Source organism: Trichococcus sp., from assembly GCF_055118575.1.
The window spans coordinates 25807-44076 of the sequence record NZ_JBSQPW010000003.1; the positions used below are offsets into that span (position 1 = coordinate 25807).

The 18270-nt window shown below is 45.8% G+C and carries 13 protein-coding genes and 1 pseudogene; 4 read left to right on the forward strand and 10 right to left on the reverse strand.

The window, feature by feature from the left end:
* Positions 1 to 420 precede the first annotated feature (420 nt).
* Complete coding sequence (gloA, locus tag ACTCCX_RS01305; protein WP_463274358.1) at positions 421 to 801, forward strand: lactoylglutathione lyase; 381 nt, start codon at positions 421 to 423, stop codon at positions 799 to 801.
* A gap of 135 nt (positions 802 to 936) precedes the next feature.
* Here gloA and ACTCCX_RS01310 read toward each other — a convergent pair whose 3' ends face one another.
* Positions 937 to 2250 carry a uracil-xanthine permease family protein gene (locus ACTCCX_RS01310; protein WP_463274359.1) on the reverse strand — a complete coding sequence of 438 codons (1314 nt, stop codon included), beginning with the start codon at positions 2248 to 2250 and terminating at the stop codon, positions 937 to 939.
* A 382-nt stretch (positions 2251 to 2632) separates the two neighbouring features.
* Here ACTCCX_RS01310 and ACTCCX_RS01315 point away from each other — a divergent pair.
* Both ACTCCX_RS01315 and ACTCCX_RS01320 read left to right on the forward strand, forming a co-directional pair.
* Positions 2633 to 3523, forward strand: a pseudogene (locus ACTCCX_RS01315) (DegV family protein).
* A 28-nt stretch (positions 3524 to 3551) separates the two neighbouring features.
* On the forward strand, positions 3552 to 3968 hold the full coding sequence (locus tag ACTCCX_RS01320) for a bis(5'-nucleosyl)-tetraphosphatase (RefSeq protein WP_463274360.1): 417 nt from the start codon (positions 3552 to 3554) through the stop codon (positions 3966 to 3968).
* A 134-nt stretch (positions 3969 to 4102) separates the two neighbouring features.
* Here the strand turns inward: ACTCCX_RS01320 and ACTCCX_RS01325 are convergent, their stop codons facing one another.
* The 9 genes from ACTCCX_RS01325 to ACTCCX_RS01365 all read right to left on the reverse strand — a co-directional run bounded on the left by ACTCCX_RS01325 (position 4103) and on the right by ACTCCX_RS01365 (position 16790).
* Positions 4103 to 4978, reverse strand: coding sequence for an ROK family protein (locus ACTCCX_RS01325; protein ID WP_463274361.1), 876 nt, complete (start codon positions 4976 to 4978; stop codon positions 4103 to 4105).
* A 35-nt stretch (positions 4979 to 5013) separates the two neighbouring features.
* On the reverse strand, positions 5014 to 5727 hold the full coding sequence (locus ACTCCX_RS01330; protein WP_463274362.1) for a GntR family transcriptional regulator: 714 nt from the start codon (positions 5725 to 5727) through the stop codon (positions 5014 to 5016).
* Between the two features lie 127 nt (positions 5728 to 5854).
* Positions 5855 to 7318 (reverse strand): glycoside hydrolase family 1 protein, encoded by a 1464-nt coding sequence (locus tag ACTCCX_RS01335; protein ID WP_463274363.1) that lies wholly within the window; start codon positions 7316 to 7318, stop codon positions 5855 to 5857.
* 10 nt (positions 7319 to 7328) lie between these two features.
* The gene (locus tag ACTCCX_RS01340) at positions 7329 to 9569 is read right to left on the reverse strand and encodes an alpha-galactosidase (protein ID WP_463274364.1); all 2241 of its coding nucleotides are present in this window, start codon (positions 9567 to 9569) and stop codon (positions 7329 to 7331) included.
* A 42-nt stretch (positions 9570 to 9611) separates the two neighbouring features.
* Positions 9612 to 10250, reverse strand: a complete 639-nt coding sequence (locus ACTCCX_RS01345) for a YesL family protein (protein ID WP_463274365.1) — start codon at positions 10248 to 10250, stop codon at positions 9612 to 9614.
* A gap of 88 nt (positions 10251 to 10338) precedes the next feature.
* Positions 10339 to 11622, reverse strand: a complete 1284-nt coding sequence (locus ACTCCX_RS01350) for an ABC transporter substrate-binding protein (RefSeq protein WP_463274366.1) — start codon at positions 11620 to 11622, stop codon at positions 10339 to 10341.
* Positions 11623 to 11642: 20 nt separating this feature from the next.
* Entirely contained in the window at positions 11643 to 12521 is an 879-nt protein-coding gene (locus ACTCCX_RS01355) for a carbohydrate ABC transporter permease (protein WP_463274367.1), read from the reverse strand.
* Positions 12522 to 12545: 24 nt separating this feature from the next.
* Positions 12546 to 13265: a carbohydrate ABC transporter permease gene (locus tag ACTCCX_RS01360; RefSeq protein WP_463274368.1), complete on the reverse strand. Its 720-nt coding sequence runs from the start codon at positions 13263 to 13265 to the stop codon at positions 12546 to 12548.
* A gap of 513 nt (positions 13266 to 13778) precedes the next feature.
* Positions 13779 to 16790, reverse strand: coding sequence for a glycosyl hydrolase (locus ACTCCX_RS01365; protein WP_463274369.1), 3012 nt, complete (start codon positions 16788 to 16790; stop codon positions 13779 to 13781).
* A 280-nt stretch (positions 16791 to 17070) separates the two neighbouring features.
* Here ACTCCX_RS01365 and ACTCCX_RS01370 point away from each other — a divergent pair, with 280 nt between their 5' ends.
* Positions 17071 to 18006, forward strand: coding sequence for an acetylxylan esterase (locus tag ACTCCX_RS01370; protein WP_463274370.1), 936 nt, complete (start codon positions 17071 to 17073; stop codon positions 18004 to 18006).
* Positions 18007 to 18270: the final 264 nt, after the last annotated feature.

Below are 18270 nucleotides of genomic sequence, written 5' to 3' on the forward strand. Positions count from 1 at the left end.
TCCGACAACTGCCTCGTCGTTTGTGATCTGGTTGTCGGATTCTTGCGGGTTATCCGACAACTGCCCCATCATTTGTGATCCGGTTGTCGGATTCTTTCGGGTTATCCGACAACTGCCCCATCATTTGTGACCCGGTTGTCGGATTCTTTCGGGTTATCCGACAACTGCCCCATCATTTGTGATCCGGTTGTCGGATTCTTTCGGGTTATCCGACAACTGCCCCATCATTTGTGATCCGGTTGTCGGATTCTTTCGGGTTATCCGACAAGCTCCGTATCGTTTATCGCTGCGGTTTTTAAATCAGTAGCTATGATACGGGTCCCTCAACTCCTTAAGTAAGCTCGGCCTCAGGCGAATAAAATGCCTATCTAACCTATCCATGTTAGAATGAAAATAAGTAACTATTGGAGGATGATATATATGAACCAAAAACTCGTTGAGATTTGCCTGCGTGTCAGAGATATTGACGCTACTTTAGACTTCTATACTGATCTATTTGATTTTGAAGTTGCCAGCCACAGAAAATTCCCTGAAAATAAGTTTGATTTAATTTATCTGAATTCTCCCGGTTCTTCTGTGCAAATTGAACTCACCTATAATTATGATGCCGAGCCCTATAATGTCGGAAATGGCTTCAGTCATTTAGGTGTGACTGTCAGTGATTTAGAAAAAATGCATGAAATTTGTAAAGCTTCTGCTTACGAGACAGGTGAGTTAAAAGGCCTTTCAGGCGGCACACCGACCTATTTCTTTGTGACCGATCCTGATGGCTATCGAATTGAAGTAAAGCGCGCAAAATAATTTTTCCGAAAATTTCACCAAATGAGAGCATATCGTTTTTTCAATATGCTTTCATTTGTTCAAAAAGAAACACGTAAGCAGCCAAGTGGATGCTTGCGTGTTTCTTTTCATTCAAGCTGCTCAAGCAGCGTATTCTTAAGCTTTTTCTTTCAAAATGATGTTCAATACCAACGCAACGATTGTTCCTGCGGAGATACCGGATGAGAACAATCCGCTCAAGATACCTGGCAATTGCGCTACGGTATCCGGCACAAAGGAAACACCCAGACCGACACCCAATGCAGAAGCAACAATGATCATATTGCGGTTGTTGAATTCAACGCGTGACAGTGATTGCACACCGGCAGCAGCAACCGTACCGAACATCAAGATGCCGGCACCACCCAATACAGGTTGTGGCATGATGGAGATCAACGTAGCAAATTTAGGGAATAAGCTCATGACGATCATGATGATACCACCCATGATGGCTACTTTACGGGAAGCATTGCGGGTCAACGGAATCAATCCGGCATTTTGGCTGAAGGTTGCGGCAGGACCGGAACCCACGAAAGGTGCGATGAACGAGCCGAACCCATCCGCACGGACACCGGCAGCGATTCTTTCATCCGTCAGTTTCGTTTCCGTAACAGCACCCAATGTCTGCATTACTCCAACTGTTTCAATGACTGTTACAAGATAGCCGGATACGAAAGGAATCGCGTATTCAAGCTTGAAATCAGGTACGCCGAACTTGAAGAATTGCGGGAATGCAAACCAGTCAGCAGCAACGACTTGGCCGAAGTCGACCATACCCAACGGAATGCAGACAACATATCCGATTGCTGCACCGATCAAAACTGCGGCGGGCGCAATTCTGCTTGGTCCATAATGATTGATCAAAGCGATAATCAGGAACACAAGCACTGCGATACCGATGTTTATCGGACTACCGAAATCCTCGGATCCAAAACCGCCGCCTGCCCAGCCCATCGCTACGGACATCAGCGTCATCCCCATCAAAGAGATTACCGATCCGGTAACAACCGGCGGGAAAAATTTCAATAACGGTTTTACGAAATAACTTAAACCTACTTCAAGCAGAGCACCCAACATCGTACCACCGAAATAGGCAGTGATGCCGCCCGCGCCGATGACGGATGCAGCCGGTGCCACAAAAGCGAAGTCCGTTCCCATGATCGTCGGCAAGCCTGCTCCGACTCGGAACCATTTCGGCCCGAAACCTTTTGATTGAATGATTGAAACGATACCTGAAGCCAAAAGCGCCGCGCTGACCATATAGGCAGTATCTTCTACCCCGAAACCTGCGATTCCGGCAATGATGAGCGGTACCGCCACTAAACCACCAAAAGCGGTGATGACGTTCTGAAATCCTAAAACGACTGTCGTGCCTAAATCCGGTTTGTCTTCCACACCGTAAGTCAGACCTGTATGTACTTTCTCTTCCATGTTTCTCCTCCTGATAACGAACATTAATGATTGCAAAACATAATATAATTCGCATATTCAACGACAAATAAAATTATATCGATATCACATACAATTGTAAAGTGTAAATAACGAATTATAAGGGCTTACATTATGAGAATCTTCACATTTACCTGGTTATTTCAATCGAAAAACGAACATTTTTGACGTATTTTTTAATTTCGTACTGAAATTACGAATGATGGCAGAAAAAGCCTTATCTGATTTGTCTGTGGGTTGGACCATTTTTTGTTATACTATATCCATACGAAATTACAAAATCAATGGAACAAATGAACGGAGCATGAACTATGCAATCAGAGAAATCATGCGGAGCCATTGCTAAAAAATAAGGAGTGAAATTTTGACGAAATTAATAATAGATTCAACATGTGACCTAAATGAAGCGATGCGTAAGCATCCCAAACTGGAGTATCTGCCGTTGAACATCATCATCGATGGCGAAAGCTACAAGGACGGCATCGAAATCGATTTGGAACGCGTCTACGAAGTGATGCGCAAAGGTGAGATGCCGCAGACTTCGCAGATTGACATCGCTAGCCTATTGGACATATTGGACCGCAACCGCAAAGCCAATGAAGATTTGATTTATTTGTCTTTCTCAAGCGCAATGTCTGGAACACATGCGGTAGCCCACCAAGTATTTGAGATGTAACGGGAAGAGTACCCGGAGATGAAACTAACCTTGATCGACTCACAAGGTGGTTGCGGCGGGGCTAGTCTGGCTGCCATCCAAGCCCTGAACTTGTTGGATAAAGGCCATCCCCATGCTGAAGTTGCCCAAACCATCCAAGAAATCATCGCGCATACTTCCTATTCCTTCACAATCGCCAACCTGGACTGGCTCCAGAAAGGCGGACGCATCAATAAAGCAACCAGCTTCATCGGAGACAATCTGAACATCAAGCCATTGTTGACCGTCGAGGCAGGTAAAATCGTGATGGACCAACTTCTGCGCGGACATAACCGTGTCTACAAACGTATCATCAAAAAAACGGTCGACCATATCGGTCCCTATCAAGATCAACTCGTTGTCATAAGCCATGTGGGCGATCCGGAAATCGCACAAACGCTCGAAAAAATGCTGAGCGCAGCCTTGCCGGAAGCTTCCTTTGTCGTTCTTAGGGTAAGCGCGGTTCTCGGCGTTCATCTCGGTATCGGTGGTGTCGGTGTCTTCGCCCTATCCCAATTGCCGGAAAGCTATGACAGACGCCCTGCGTTTTTGGAAAAGTAAAATAAAAGAAAAGAATGGAGCATCAACTATGAAATCAGAAAAATCATGCGGGGCCATCGTGCTCTCCACAGATAATACGAACCGAAAAGTGTTGTTGATCAAACATGAAAACGGTGGCCATTGGGCATTCCCGAAAGGCCATGTCGAAAACGACGAAACGGAAGTCGAAACGGCGTTGCGGGAAATCAAGGAAGAAACTGGCTTGAGCGCCGACCTCAGCACCGCCTTCCGGAAATCCGTCAGCTACTCCCCGGCTCCCGGCGTGATCAAAGAAGTCGTCTATTTCATCGCCTTCGCCCACACCGAAACGATCGAAAAACAGGATGCCGAGGTCACCGACTTTGCCTGGATGCCGTTCAACCAAGCGCTGCAGGCCATAACGTATGAAAACGACAAAAGCATCCTCCAATCCGCAATCGATTTTATCGAAGGCATGAAATCGTAACAGTAAGCACAGAAGGTCCGCCTCAAAAGATGAGGCGGACCTTCTGTGCTAAAAATGCTATCAACGTACGTTCCTCCGGTAAACTGCGCTTTCGCCGGAGTTCAAACCACCGCGCATCCGAATCGTTACAGATTCTAAAATCCTATCGTCTCCCCGAAATGCGCAACGGCGCCGATCAGATTTGCGTCATTATGGAAAGCGCAGACTTGGATATCCGGTGCGACGGCCTCAGCACCATGTGCCGTCAAGTGATAGTTCACCCGTTCCCGGATGCGGGCAATCAGATCGTCACGGACTGAGATACCACCGCCGATGATGACCATTTCAGGATCAAAACTGACAGCGAGATTATAGATTCCGCGGGCCAAAGCATCTACCATAGCGTCCACATATTGCACTGCAAGCGGCTCCCCTTGCTCGGCTCGCTCAAACAGGAATTTCCCATCGGCTTCCTCCTTCAACCCCATCGCTTGACCATAACGGGCAGCGACTTTTACAGGGCTGCCGAGATCGCTCAAAGTTTGCCCGGAATCCAACAGCATAAAACCAAATTCTCCTCCGAAGAGATGCTTGCCTTTAAACAGCTTCCGGTCCAAAATCACAGAGCCGCCGATGCCCGAACCGATCACAAAGAATAACGCATGCTGCACGTTTTTCGCAACACCCTGCCAGACTTCGGCTAAAGCGGCACAGTTGGCGTCATTCTCTACTGAAACTGGCACACCGAACAACGCCTCCCATTCAGTTTTGATCGGGAAATGATGGATATATGGGACCGCACTGATGCCTCCAATAATTCCGGCAACGCTGTCGACAGCGCCAGGTGAGCTGATCGCCACACCGGTAACAACAGCACTTTCAGAGAACTGATCAAATATGCGGCGCATTTCCAACTTCATGGCTTCCCAAGTGTCGGGCGTAGGAAAGGAACCTTTCCCTTCCAAAATATCCTCCCGCCAAAATCCGTACTTAACGGCAGATCCACCGATATCAAATACAACCGTACTCATAATTGCACTCTCCATTATATTGTTTTACTTTCCGTTCAATTCCTGGTCAAGACGAATTCAGCAGAGAAATTATCGTAGCGGTGAACCGAGGTAGAGAATTCAAACGCAGCACCTGTATCCAAGTATCCTACTTGTTCGGCCACTGCAACCGGATCGCCTTTTTCTAGTCCGAGCTCTTCTGCCTCAAAATCTGTGGCCTTTCGCACAATGATGGTGCGGTGGGCGCTCTGGATGTTCAGATGGAGATCATCTTTGATATATCCGTAAATGGAACCTTTGATATTTTTCTCTTTAATGTTCGGAATCAGTTCGATAGGCATATAGATCTTCTCCATAACGGTCGGCTTATCGTCCACAAACCGGACTCGACAGATATTGTAGACAAAGCTGTCCCCCGCGATGTTCAATTTGTTGGCCGCCAATTCAGGCACCCGTTCCACTGAAAAATTAAGGACTTTACTATAGACTTTTTTGTCCGCATATAGCGCAGTCGTACCGCGGAATTGATTCGCCAAGGCGATACGCTCGATTGCTTCTGGACTCAGATCCTTCACAAACGTTCCGGACCCGCGTCTTTTGATTATCAAACCTTCAGCAACCAGCATATCCAGCGCTTTTTTAACAGTCATTTTGCTTGCGTCATAGAGAACGCAAAGATCTTTTTCGAAAGGAATCTGCTGATTCGCGACATACTCCCCATTCAGAATCCTGTTCCGGATATCATTTGAAATGATGACATATTTTTGCATACTATTTTTGCCCCTCTCGTCAACCCATGTAGCTTCCGTGAGAAACACTGAAATCAGTAACCTTCCGCACAAAAAGTCTATATTTTTAGTATAACGAAAATACGCTGTTCTGACAATCCTTCCCGCCTCAAATCATGGTTTGCGCTGTTTCTAATTCCAACCCAATAGTGTCCCATTTGGTGGCAAGCCAATCCGGCATTTCCAATATACTGGTTTCCGCCAGCCCTTTGAACCAGTGTCCTGACTTTTTGATTGTCTTCACTTGGGTATGGATATTATTTGAGATAAAACCATAGCGATTGCGGTAGGCATTCCCCCAAGACCAACAATCTATTGGTGTCCAAAGGTGATAACCAAAGCAGTTCGAGCCTTCTGCTATGCCTTTTGATATCCAATATAGATGTTCCTGAATGAATTGGATCCGGTAATCATCCTCGATGACACCTTCTTCGTTCAAGTAACGTTCCTCATTGGAAACACCCATGCCGTTTTCGGAAACAAACCACGGAATATTTCCATAATTGTCGCGGATATTCAAGGCAATATCATACATCGCCTGTGGGTAAATTTCCCAGCCTTTGTCCACGTTCATTCGACGGCCCGGCATTGCAAAACCATCGAAATATTTAGTCGGTAGCCAATCAACAGCCAGACTGTCAGAAGAGACATCCGGCCGTTGCACCCGGTTCGGATGGTAGAAATTAACCCCCAGCACATCAATCGTGTTTTTCGCAATCAATTCCAGCTCACCCTCAGTCGCTTGCCAGAGGACGCCATCCTGCATGAGTGTATCAGTCAGCTCTTGCGGGAATTTTCCTTTGACTGCAGCATCAAGGAACATCTCGTTCATCCAGAGATCGGCGAAACGTGCTGCAACAAGATCATCCTGCTTTTCTGTTGCGGGGTAGGAAGGTGTCAAGTTCAGGATGATACCGATACGGCCGGCAGGATTCGGGTTCGTATCCCGGAAAGCCGCTATTGCTTTAGCCGAGGCCAATGCGATATTGAAAGCGACCTGAACTGCTTTTTTGCCATCCACGATGTTCGGATAGTGGAACTGGTACAAATAGGCTCCATCAACAACCACTAACGGTTCATTGAACGTGAACCAATCCGTCACTCGGTCACCGAACAGACGGAAACATTGCGCGGCAAACTTCGCATACAGGTCCACGACATGTTTCGATTCCCAGCCGCCGTATTTGTGCTGCAATTCGATCGGCATGTCGAAATGGAACAAGTTCATCACCGGACGCATTTCCTGCGCCAAGCACTCATCGATCACGGCATTGTAGAAACGCACCGCATCCTCGTTGACCGTTCCTTCCTCCAGATCATCAATCAGGCGCGTCCATTGGATTGAGGTCCGGAATGAATTCAGGCCGATCTCCTTCATCATCGCGATATCTTCTTTGAAGCTGTTGTAGAAATTGGAGGCAGTATCCGGACCGACCTGATCATAAAAAGCAGCCGGCTCGATTTCGTACCAATAATCGAATACATTGGCGTGCCGTTTATTGAAACGCCCTTCGCTCTGGGGACCGGAAGTCGCTGCACCCCACCAAAAATCCTTCGGAAAATCGATTTTCATATTTTTCATCCTAACTGTTGTCTATTTTTTGTAAATGATAAAGTTGACTTGAGAAATCGCCGGGCATCTTGCGGCTCCAGTAATCCTGGGCACGGCCGATGTAGTTGCCGCCCAGCAACAGTCCCGCTTGCATCAGATCGTCGCCGTAGCGGACTGCTTCATTTCCGTCGATCCGGTAAAGAGCAGCAGCGTCGAGTCCGGCCAGCAAAATCCGCTCATAAGCAGGATTCGGTTTTGCCAAAACGTGATAGACCCCGACCAAAGCTTCCGACTTGTCAGCCGCAACGACCATCCAGGCCGTCGTATTGCCTTCGAATGGGCTCAGCAAGCGATAAAAATCGCCTTGATGGATCAGCGCCTGCCAACCTTTCACTTGCGTAATCTGCTCGCGGATGATTGCCTTCTCGTCCTCCGACAGCTTCGTACTGTCGAGTTCGTAGCCAAACGTCCCGAATGCCGCGACATCCCCACGCATCTTCAATGATGTGATGCGAGCGACTTGGTGGTTCGGCACTTCGGAAACATGGCTGCCGATAGCGGACAACGGATAAACCAACGAAGTGCCGTACTGGATTTTCAGACGCTCCACTGCATCGGTGTCATCGCTGGCCCAAGTCTGCGGCGCATAATACAGCAAGCCGGCATCAAAACGACCGCCGCCGCCGGCACAGGATTCAATCAGCAACTCCGGATAACCAGCCAGTATCTTTTCGTAGAGCGCATAAACGCCTAAAATGTAACGGTGCAAAATTTCTCCTTGGCGCTCCGAGGACAAAGCCTGCGAAAACGCTTCGGAAATGTAGCGATTCATGTCCCATTTGACATAATCGATCTTACAGCTTTTGAGGATGGCATCCATCTGGGCGAAGATGTTGTCCACAACTTCGGGCCGCGAAAAATCGAGCACATACTGATTGCGTCCGTGAGAAATATTTTTGTGAGGATGGCCGATTTCCCAGTCGGGATGGGCATCATGGATCGGCGTTCCGACCGATACCATCTCGGGTTCGAACCACAGGCCGAATTGGAGACCCAACGCGTGGATTTTGTCCGCCAATCCCGCGATGCCGGTCGGAAGTTTGGCGCGATCGACCGACCAGTCCCCCAAGGAACTTGCGTCATCATCGCGTTTGCCGAACCAGCCGTCGTCCAGGACGAACAGATCGATGCCCAAGGCCTGCGCGTCCGTTGCCAACTCCAAAATTTTGGCTTCGTCAAACTGGAAGTAAGTGGCTTCCCAATTGTTGATCAGGATAGGCCGCTTCCTGCCTGACCATTTCGGACTGATCAGATGGTTGCGGTAAAGCGAATGAAAAGTCTGGCTCATTCCGTTCAGGCCGGCATCACTGTAAACCATGACGGCTTCGGGAGCCGTGAACACCGCACCCGGCGATAACGCCCAGCCAAATTGATGAGGATTGATCCCCAGCATCGCCCGTGTGACATGGTACGGATCGACTTCCACCTGTGCCAAAAAATTGCCGCTGTAGACAAAGCTGAAGCCGAAAACTTCCCCTTGCCGCTCGGTCGCTGTTTTTTTCGCCAGGGCAAAGAAGGGGTTGTGTACATGGCTGCTGGCGCCGCGCGTGCTGGAAATATGCTGCACCCCGGTCAAAAGCGGATGCCGCTCCAATTGCGCTTCGCGTGCCCAGGCACCGTGCAGGTGGATGAAATCAAAGTCGTCCGTCGGCAAGTCCAGGCTGAAGCTCATCAGACGCTCCAACTGATACGTCTCGTTGCCGCTGTTGCTGATTTCGACATGACGCGTCAAAGCGCTGAATTGGTGGAAAATCGTATACGATAGTTTCAGCACCAAGGCAGAATAGCGGTCATGCAGGCGGATTTCTAGGGTAGTCGCCTCTTCTGCTTCCGCAAAGGTCGCCGGCATCCCCGGCAATTTCTTTTTCCCTTCAATGACTTGATAGTCTAAGTATTCAAATTGGCTGATCCGATCCCCGTCCGGATAGCGGATTTCCAGAGCCGGATAGCGGAAATCGGTCGTCCCGAACACCGGCAGCTCCTGTTTCACGTGCTCAAGCGACGTCGTGTGGTCGCCTGTCACTTGGTTGTTGGAAGGACGGATCTCCCTTTCGATCAGATGATCGAAAGAATCGCGGTGGCGGATCGCCTTCCCGGCATACAGTTGTTCCAGCGTATGCGTCTTTTCCATCACGCGGAAAATATAGCTGATTTTCCCGTTCGTCAGATGGAATTCTTGGTTGGTTTCATTGATATGGACCGTTTTTTTCACATTGTACCCCCATTTGCATATTCAAACTGCCTTACCTTACGCTTACTTTTTTAGCAGCATTTTATCAAAACGTTTCTTTATTTTTGCAACAACCCAAACGCTCGATATACCTACTACCCCCGGCGCAAACCCAATAAGAAAAATGCCATTGCGCAGGCTGAACCACAAAGTTGCCACCAGGACGAACAACAATACTAGAGACCAGCCCGCCACGCGCACCAACATATAGATCTGCAAAGGAACAGTCCATTTCATATCCAGAAATTCCCGTTCAAAAACAGTGCGGGTAACCAACATCAGGCACACAAACGCTTCACTGAAAATAGCCAGGTATTTGATTGCGCTCCACAGTGTTTCCCCAACTACGCTTGGAGCAGGAAGAAAGGGAATAATGAATAAATAAAGGACAAGGAAAAAGATGAAAACGGAAAGGAACCTTCTTTTGTCGCTGTTGGTGTAATTAGTTTTAAAATTGTTGAAGGTATTTTTTCGCTTTTTGTCCAATACATCGGAACTGACCGCAAGCAAGGCTTCGATGGATGCGTAAAGCGTAAAGATTCCAAAGCCTTTCATCAGGTATAACCAAAAGAAAAAACTATTTTTGATTAACTCATATATAAAGTCAGTCAGAAGGTATAGCCCATTCACGAAAATATCCAGTTTATCCACGCTGTTTTGCATGCTGATCCCTCATTTGTATGGTTTATGATAAAAGACTGAAAGCACCCAGGCGCCCTCAGTCTCAAATAGCTGCCGGATGAATCCGAGCTTAATCTAATTTAAATTCTTTGCGCAAATCCTCAGCAAGTTTCTTCAATGGTTGTTCCACAGGTGTATTGTTCAAATTAAGTGTTTCGATCAAAGCCGTAATTTTGGACTCCACTTCCGAAACAGCAGGATGGTATGGCGTGTTCAATACAATGCTGCCATCATTCAATTGATTCACTAGTGATTGAGCATTCTCAGGAGCACCTGCAAGGGACAAGACATCATCAGCAGCTCTATTTACGACAGGTACAGCCGAAGCGATTTCCGCTTGGATATCTTGTCCGCCACCGTAAGTCAAGAATTCGAGCAGTTCCCATGCTTCTTCAGGATATTCTGTATCTGCATTGATGCTGATTGGCAGATAAGCTGCAGAAGATTGTGTTCCTTTGTCGCTACCGACAGGCAATGGAACCACATCAAACTCGAAATCCGCATTTTTTTCATATTCAATCCAATCCCAAGGTCCAGTCATGCGCATCGCAGCTACGCCTGACAAGAAGAGATTCGAAAGTCCTTCTTGCTGCGCGCCGGTAGGTTGAACATTAAATTCGTTGACCAAGGATTGGCTGAATGCGATCGCTTCAATAGTTTGCGGATCATCCAATTTCACTGCGGCCGTTACAGGATCCAGCATGCTTGTTCCGTATGCTGTCAACAACTCTTTCAAATAGAAACTCTCGATACCGAATTGGACAGTCCGTTCGCCATCCTTTACCGTCAATTTTTTCGCGATGTCCAAAAATTCTTCCATCGTCCAATCATCTTCCGGATAAGCAATTCCGGCTTCATCGAACATATCTTTGTTGTAACCAATCTGTACAGTTGAACGGTCACGCGTCATCGCGTATTGCTTCCCATCGACTTGTCCAAGCTCCAAAACACCCGGTTGGAATTCTTCCAGATCCAGATCTTGAACATGTTCAGTCAAATCCATTACTAATTCATTTTCCACAAATCCACCAAATCCGGCTGGCTGCACCCACAGCAAGTCAGGGAGATTACCGCCCGCAGCCATTGTAAGGACGCGCTCGTTGTATTCGGCATATGTGGCAGATACTTGTTCAATTTTGACATTCGGATGTTCTTTTGTAAAAGCATCAAGGATTTCTTGCTCTTTCTTCGTTCCTTCCGGGTTGTTGTTCCAAGTCATAATCTTCAAAGTGACGGTATCTTCTCCGTTGGCATTTTGAGCCGAAGAGTCCCCCGCAGATCCATTACCACATGCAGCCAGTAAAGTTGCACCAATCACAGCTAACGAATATAACGCTTTTTTTCCGAATTTCATCAGTATATCCCTCCAGTTAGTTATCCTTTGTTTCCTTGTGTAGCAATACCTTGTACAAAATATTTCTGACCCGTGAAGAAGATGAGAATCAACGGCAGCAACATCAATGTACTTGCAGCCATCATCGGCCCCCAATACACGGTCAATGCTCCCTGGAATTGCATGACACCGATCGCCAATGTGTATTTTTCCATGCTATGCAGATAGATCAACGGCGTCATGAAGTCATTCCAAAATCCCATGAAACTCAACAGCGTAACGGTGATGATTGACGCGCGCGACATCGGCAAAATAAGCCTCCAATAAATTTGGAATGTGTTCGCTCCATCAAGATAAGCTGACTCCTCAACCTCTTTGGGGATAGTACGGAAAAACTGTCGCAATAAGAAAATATAGTAGGAATTACCCAAGAATGCGGGCAAAATAAGCGGCACCAATGTATCCACAAATCCTAATTTAGACCAGATTACGTAAACAGGAATCATCGTTACTTGCGGAGGCAACATCAACGTCGACAAAAGCAGAGCGAACCAAACGCCTCTTCCTTTCGCTTTGATGCGCGCAAAACCGTAAGCAACAAGCGAGCTTGACACAACCGTCCCGAAGGTCCCCAATCCAGCGACCAGTAGCGAATTTTTATAGAAAGTCGCAAATGGGACTATTTCGAATACTTCCTTATAATTGTCCCAGTCCCATACTCTTGGCATCAAACTAGGCGGAAATGCCATCGCTTCATTTTCCGGCTTGAATGCGGTAAAAATCATCCATAAGAACGGAAAGATAAAGAGCACCGACAGCAGGATCAGTGCCGTATATATCATGAATCGGTTCATCATATTGGTTTGTTTTCTACTTTTCAATTTCTTTTTTACACTTAAAGCTTCTTGCGGTATTTCCATGTCCTTAACTCCTTTCTTTATAAACTAGTCTCCCGATTCGTAATACACTTGTTTACCAACAAATTTGAAAATAAATACCGTCAGTACGAGCACAATTAGGAACAATACCCATGCCAACGCCGATCCGTACCCTTGATTGAAGAATCGGAAGCCCTGTTGATACAAATAGAACACGTAGAACATCGATTGATAATTCGGTCCGCCAGTCCCGCTGCTGGCAACATATGCTTGCGTGAAGACTTGAAGGGATCCGATCAATCCCATGATCAATTGGAAAAAGATAACAGGCGATGTAATCGGAACTGTAATATTCCAGAATTTATGCCAAGTGCTTGCACCATCCAGCTCAGCAGCTTCATAAAGTGAAACAGGCACTTCCTGCAGGCTGGCCAAGTAAATGACCATCCCTCCACCGATACCCCATAGACTCATGATGATCAATGTCGGTTTGACCATCTGTTCGCTCAACAACCACATGGATGTCGGTAATCCAAAGAAATCTAAGATAGCGTTAGCAATACCGAAATTAGGTTGGAAGATCAGTGTCCACAATAGCGATGTTGCTACGGTAGGCACAATCGAGGGTAAATAAAAGATTGTCCGGAAAATTCCGATAAACCTCACTTTTGCGTTCAGTAAGACCGCCAGAAGGTAGCCTGTCACCAAACTCAATGGCACACTCAGTAGCGTGTAGAATAAAGTGTTTCCCATCGATTTCCAAAAAAGCGGATCTTCTGCAAACATTTTCCGATAATTTTCAAGCCCTATCCATTGAGGCGAACCGAATCCCGTAGAGTCGGTAAAAGAAAGATAAAGTGAATAAAGCATTGGCCCTGCAGTCAGCAGAAGAAATCCTGCGATCCACGGAAAAGTAAACATATAAAATAATTTTGTTCTGTTTTTGCTTAACATTCTGTACTCCTTTCTCCATCACAGACAATTGCTATAATTAACTCATTTGCTGTTTTTTGTAAAACAAAGTGGTTGTCATACTTAAATGATACCCTTTACATTTTGATATGTTGCCAAAGTCAATTGTTCGCGAAAAATGAAATCCTCTGTGTCTTCTTTTTCAGCACTGATGATCAAAACTACCCTTTTTTTGTTCCCCCTTTTCTGATGAATCGACAAACTGAAACGATTATTACCTTTTAATTTCTCTCAACCACACCAATAATATAACATATATACTTTTAAAAGTAAAGGTATATTTCTATTTATTTGATAGAAGCAATAGCATTTCTTAGGCTGTTTACCTTAGTTAATTTTAACCAGATCTTCTATAGTGTCCTGTAATGATTCCAACGTATGCCAAAGCGCTTCTTTTTCTGCTGATTCATTTTTTATTAGTTTTTCAGCATTTTTTAAAGCTACCTTGAAAGCTTTCCAACTTTCCTTTGTATATTCTTTTTTTACTAATCCATTGGCATCATCGACTGCGTTCTCAAGCGCTTCGATAGTCATCTCGTCGATTGAAACAGCTTCCCTTGTCTGAAATGAAGCTTCTATACTCTCGGAAGATACTGCCATAATTTTGTCATAATAAATTGTCCCACTGACTCGGCCGTCCTTGATGGCTGCAGAATCTCCAATAGCATTCATCCAAAGTCCAATATTCGTCACTTGGCTTGCTGCTTCACTTGTGAGTGGAGCTTGAGTCCTTTTATCCAGAAATTCTGAAAACGGAAGGGTTACAAGTAGCGCTTCGGTAACAGAAGCATATGCTTTATAATTGTTAAGATACGCTTCGTACGATCCTCCATCTGCCGTATTGATCTGAATGACTGTTTTTTGATTTTTCCCATCTGGAACTACCCAGAATTGCAAGGCATCAGACGTGGACCAATCAGCCTCTTTTGCCATAGTAATGCCAGCCCAACCTGTCACGGTCTCATCATAAGAGAACTCCAGAGAGTAATCACCTTCCAAAACGTTGTCTGTTGATAACGAGATAACCAAATTACTCCCGCTGTCCTTATTCACAGCCCAGCTACTATTCAGCAATGTGGACTCACCGAAATAGGATTCAAAGTCGTCAACCAACAACGCATCCTTCTCTTTCTCAGGAATATTGAACAAAATCGGAATTTCTTGCATCACTGCATTGTCAGCATACAATATTATTTTACCATTAACGGATTCACCCAGTTGCGCAAGAATTTCATTTGTTATTACAGCTCCAGCAACTTTACCATCAACATGTGTATCGAGGGGTATTTCCAGCGTCCCATTGGATACGCTTATGGTAGCCATTGTATTTTCCATAGTCAAACGTGCGTTCACGAGGGTTTCTTCGAGAATTCGGGTTCCAGCAATCGGTTGTGTGAAATATCCACTTATTTGGCCATTTTCCATTACTATTGGTTGGATTGGCTGTAAGGAAAGAGCAGCTTTTTGATCGGAGGCAAAGATGCTCTTCTTATTATTGTAGAATTCAATAAAAGGATCCATCAATTCATGCCCATGCAGTGTTCCATCCTCATTTACCGATGCAACATAGGGCGTGTAAAAACTTTTATCAGAATAATTCGTCCAGGTCATAAAAAAACTGCAGTCATATGCATCCTTTGAAAGGATATCAAGAATTTCAGTGAACCAGTAAGGGCGCCTGTTTCCTGAATCTTGCATGCCTAAAATACCGATTTCCGTCACCGCAAATAGTTTTCCATGCTGTTTTGCAAACGTGTCGGTAAGTTTGACCGAATTTTCGAAATTAGTCTGAAAAGAATAGCCTTCTTCATCCGGAACAGGATTGGAATCGTATGTATCAAATCCGATCATGTCGACATAGTCATCTCCTGGGTATCTTTCACCATATTCATCTAGCGTAGCAGCTTCAGACCCTGGACCATATACATACAGCAAGTTGTGTACATTTTGGATATCACGTAGGTATTCTACAGTATACTTGAACACACTCTTATATGTTTCAGTATCACTGAATGCCTTCCCCCACCAAAACCAGCTTCCAGTATTTTCATGAAAAGGCCGAAAAAGAATGGGCCCATCCACTTGCTTCGCATACTCTGCAATCATATCTAGGTAAGCAGTGAATTGTTCATGGTATTGACCACCTGGCAGGATTTGATTCATAGTATTCCCTTTAAGATTATATGAATCTGCCGGAGTATAATCATATCGATCATAGGTTTTCTCTGCTGAAGCGTTTTCCGTAGTTGCAAAAGCAAAATTTGGCATATGTGCAGAAAGTGTCATCACACCACCTTCTTCAATGGTCTCATTTGTGAACAGCGCCGCAGCTCTGATATTTCCTTCTGTGTTTTCTGGGATTTGCGGATTTTGCGGGTGACGATTATTATATTTCTCTGCAAATCCTTCAAACAAATTGCCACAGTCCAGACCGTTTATTCCGGAAATAGAACCAGTCAGATCTTTAGTGTCCGAATAAGTCAACTCATTTGTTCCAGCTTTTAATACGGTATCCTCCATGTGTCCATAAATGACTGCATTTGATTCACCAACTGCTTTGAGATATTGATAAAGCGCCTTGGTGGCATCATTGGCTTTAGAATCTGTAAGTTGAATACTTTCAGCATACGGAATGATTTGGTTATTTATAGTAAGCATCTCACTTTGTCCTAAAAGATTCGTTTGACTTTCTGCCGTCACTGTTGCATCTACGTAGCTATCTTCGACTACAGGAGACGACAGTCGGATATTATCGAACCATAAGCTCCCTTTGTAATCTGTATTGTTCCCTACAATCAATAGCATCAGTTTTTCAGGAGTTTCTACTTTCGCATAGGTAGGATCGATTTTAAACGTTACGGTAGCCTTTTTAATGTTTTCACCGATGTCTTCAGTGGATAGATTATTCAGTCCTACCATCTGTTCCTGAAAAATACTACCGGAATTGGCCTTAAGCGTGATCTGCCCCGTTGTGTACGCTGTTGAATCATAAAAAAAATCGAAAGTAAGAGTGCTGAACTTTGAATAATCAATCCCTGTTCCGTTTGAAAAACTGATGCCTGGCTGACTCCACCCATTGGAGCTATCTTGCGAAAAATCGATATCGACTTGCAGTCTGCCATTGAGCAGATCATGACTATACCCACTTGTGCCATGGTAACCATCTCCAGCCCAACTACCATCAAAGACCCACCCTTGTGTCCCTTCAGAAAAATCCCATAGCCGATCTTGTGAAGTAGTTTCTTCTGCCGCAACCAAGGGAACAACCGTATCCAAATAACTTACACACAAAGAAACACCTAAAAATACTGCGCCTACTCGCCGGATAATTTTCTTCATCAATAAAATGACCTCCTCTAAAAAAGTTCACTGATCACACCTGACACTTGCTAACCCGTTTCTACATAAATCCGAACGTAACCCCTTTGATAAAATCCATGATCTTCTCCTTTACGTATTGACATACCGTTACAAAAGTATATATTTATTAATGTATGCGGTATCATCATTATTCATCATTAAGATAGTTTTGTAAAGAACTGATGTGTCTAATTTTTGGGTACATGATGTTTTTGTAAAATTTTAAACTTGTTTCAAAAAAATAGTTGGAGGATGGAAGATGGATTATAAGGATTATCAAGGCAGCGGGATACGCCCGCATGATTTCGATGTTTTTTGGGAAGAAGGTTTGCGTGAAATGGAGAGACTTCCGCTCGAGTACAAATTGGAGATAGCGGCTGTCCCCTCACAAGTCGCAACTTTCTATCATCTGACGTTCATCGGCGTCGGTGGCGCGGAAGTGCATTGCCAACTCGTGACGCCCAAATTTACAGCCGGCATGAAACTGAAAGGGATGCTGCAATTCCACGGCTACCATGGTGATTCCGGTGATTTCCAGGATAAAGTCGGTTGGGTGGCGGAAGGTTTCGTCGTATTGGCGATGGACGCCAGGGGGCAAGGTGGGCTTTCCGAGGACCGCACGCAGACGAAAGGCGGCGTCCTGAAAGGATTGATCATCCGCGGCATGGAAGAAGGCAAAGAAAACCTCTACTATCGGCAAGTTTTTCTGGATACTGCCCATGCAGCGCGCATCCTCAAATCGTTGGATTTTGTTGATGAGAAGCGGATCTATGCGCAAGGCGCTTCCCAAGGCGGAGGCCTGACGATTGCTTGTGCCGGCTTGGTTCCGGATCTTTACCGTGTTTACGTCACCTACCCTTTCCTATCCGACTACCGCAAAGCCTATGCGCTCGGCGCCCAGACTTCCGCCTTCGAAGAGATTCCGTACTGGTTCCAGTTCCGCGATCCGCTGCATAAGCGCGAAAAAGAAATCTTCGATACATTGGAATATATCGACATCCAACATTTCGCACCGCGCATCCAAGCCGAAGTCTGCTGGGTCATCGGGCTGCAGGATACGGTCGTTCCGCCGATCACGCAGATGGCCACCTACAACAACATCACCGCAAAGAAACAGCTGATCACACTACCGGAGTACGGACACGAGTACTTGCCGAAAGTCAGCGATGAGCTGCGCGGGTATTTTGTGGAGTAAGGAATTGATAAGAATTGGGCAATGATGACCGCCCACCGGAGAAGAGCTTTTGGGATTGGGGGATTGGGTCCCCTCCTCCGGTGAAGCCCGGCTCGCCGGAGTTCATCGGTAACCTTCGACCGCACCTCCGACGAAGCCTTGATCATCGGAGAACGCACCCTCAAACGACTGCTCAACTCCGGCGAAGCTTCCGTTCGCCGGAGCAAGACAAAAAAATCCGCCAGACTGAGCTATCAGATCGGCGGATTTTTGTTGATTTATTTG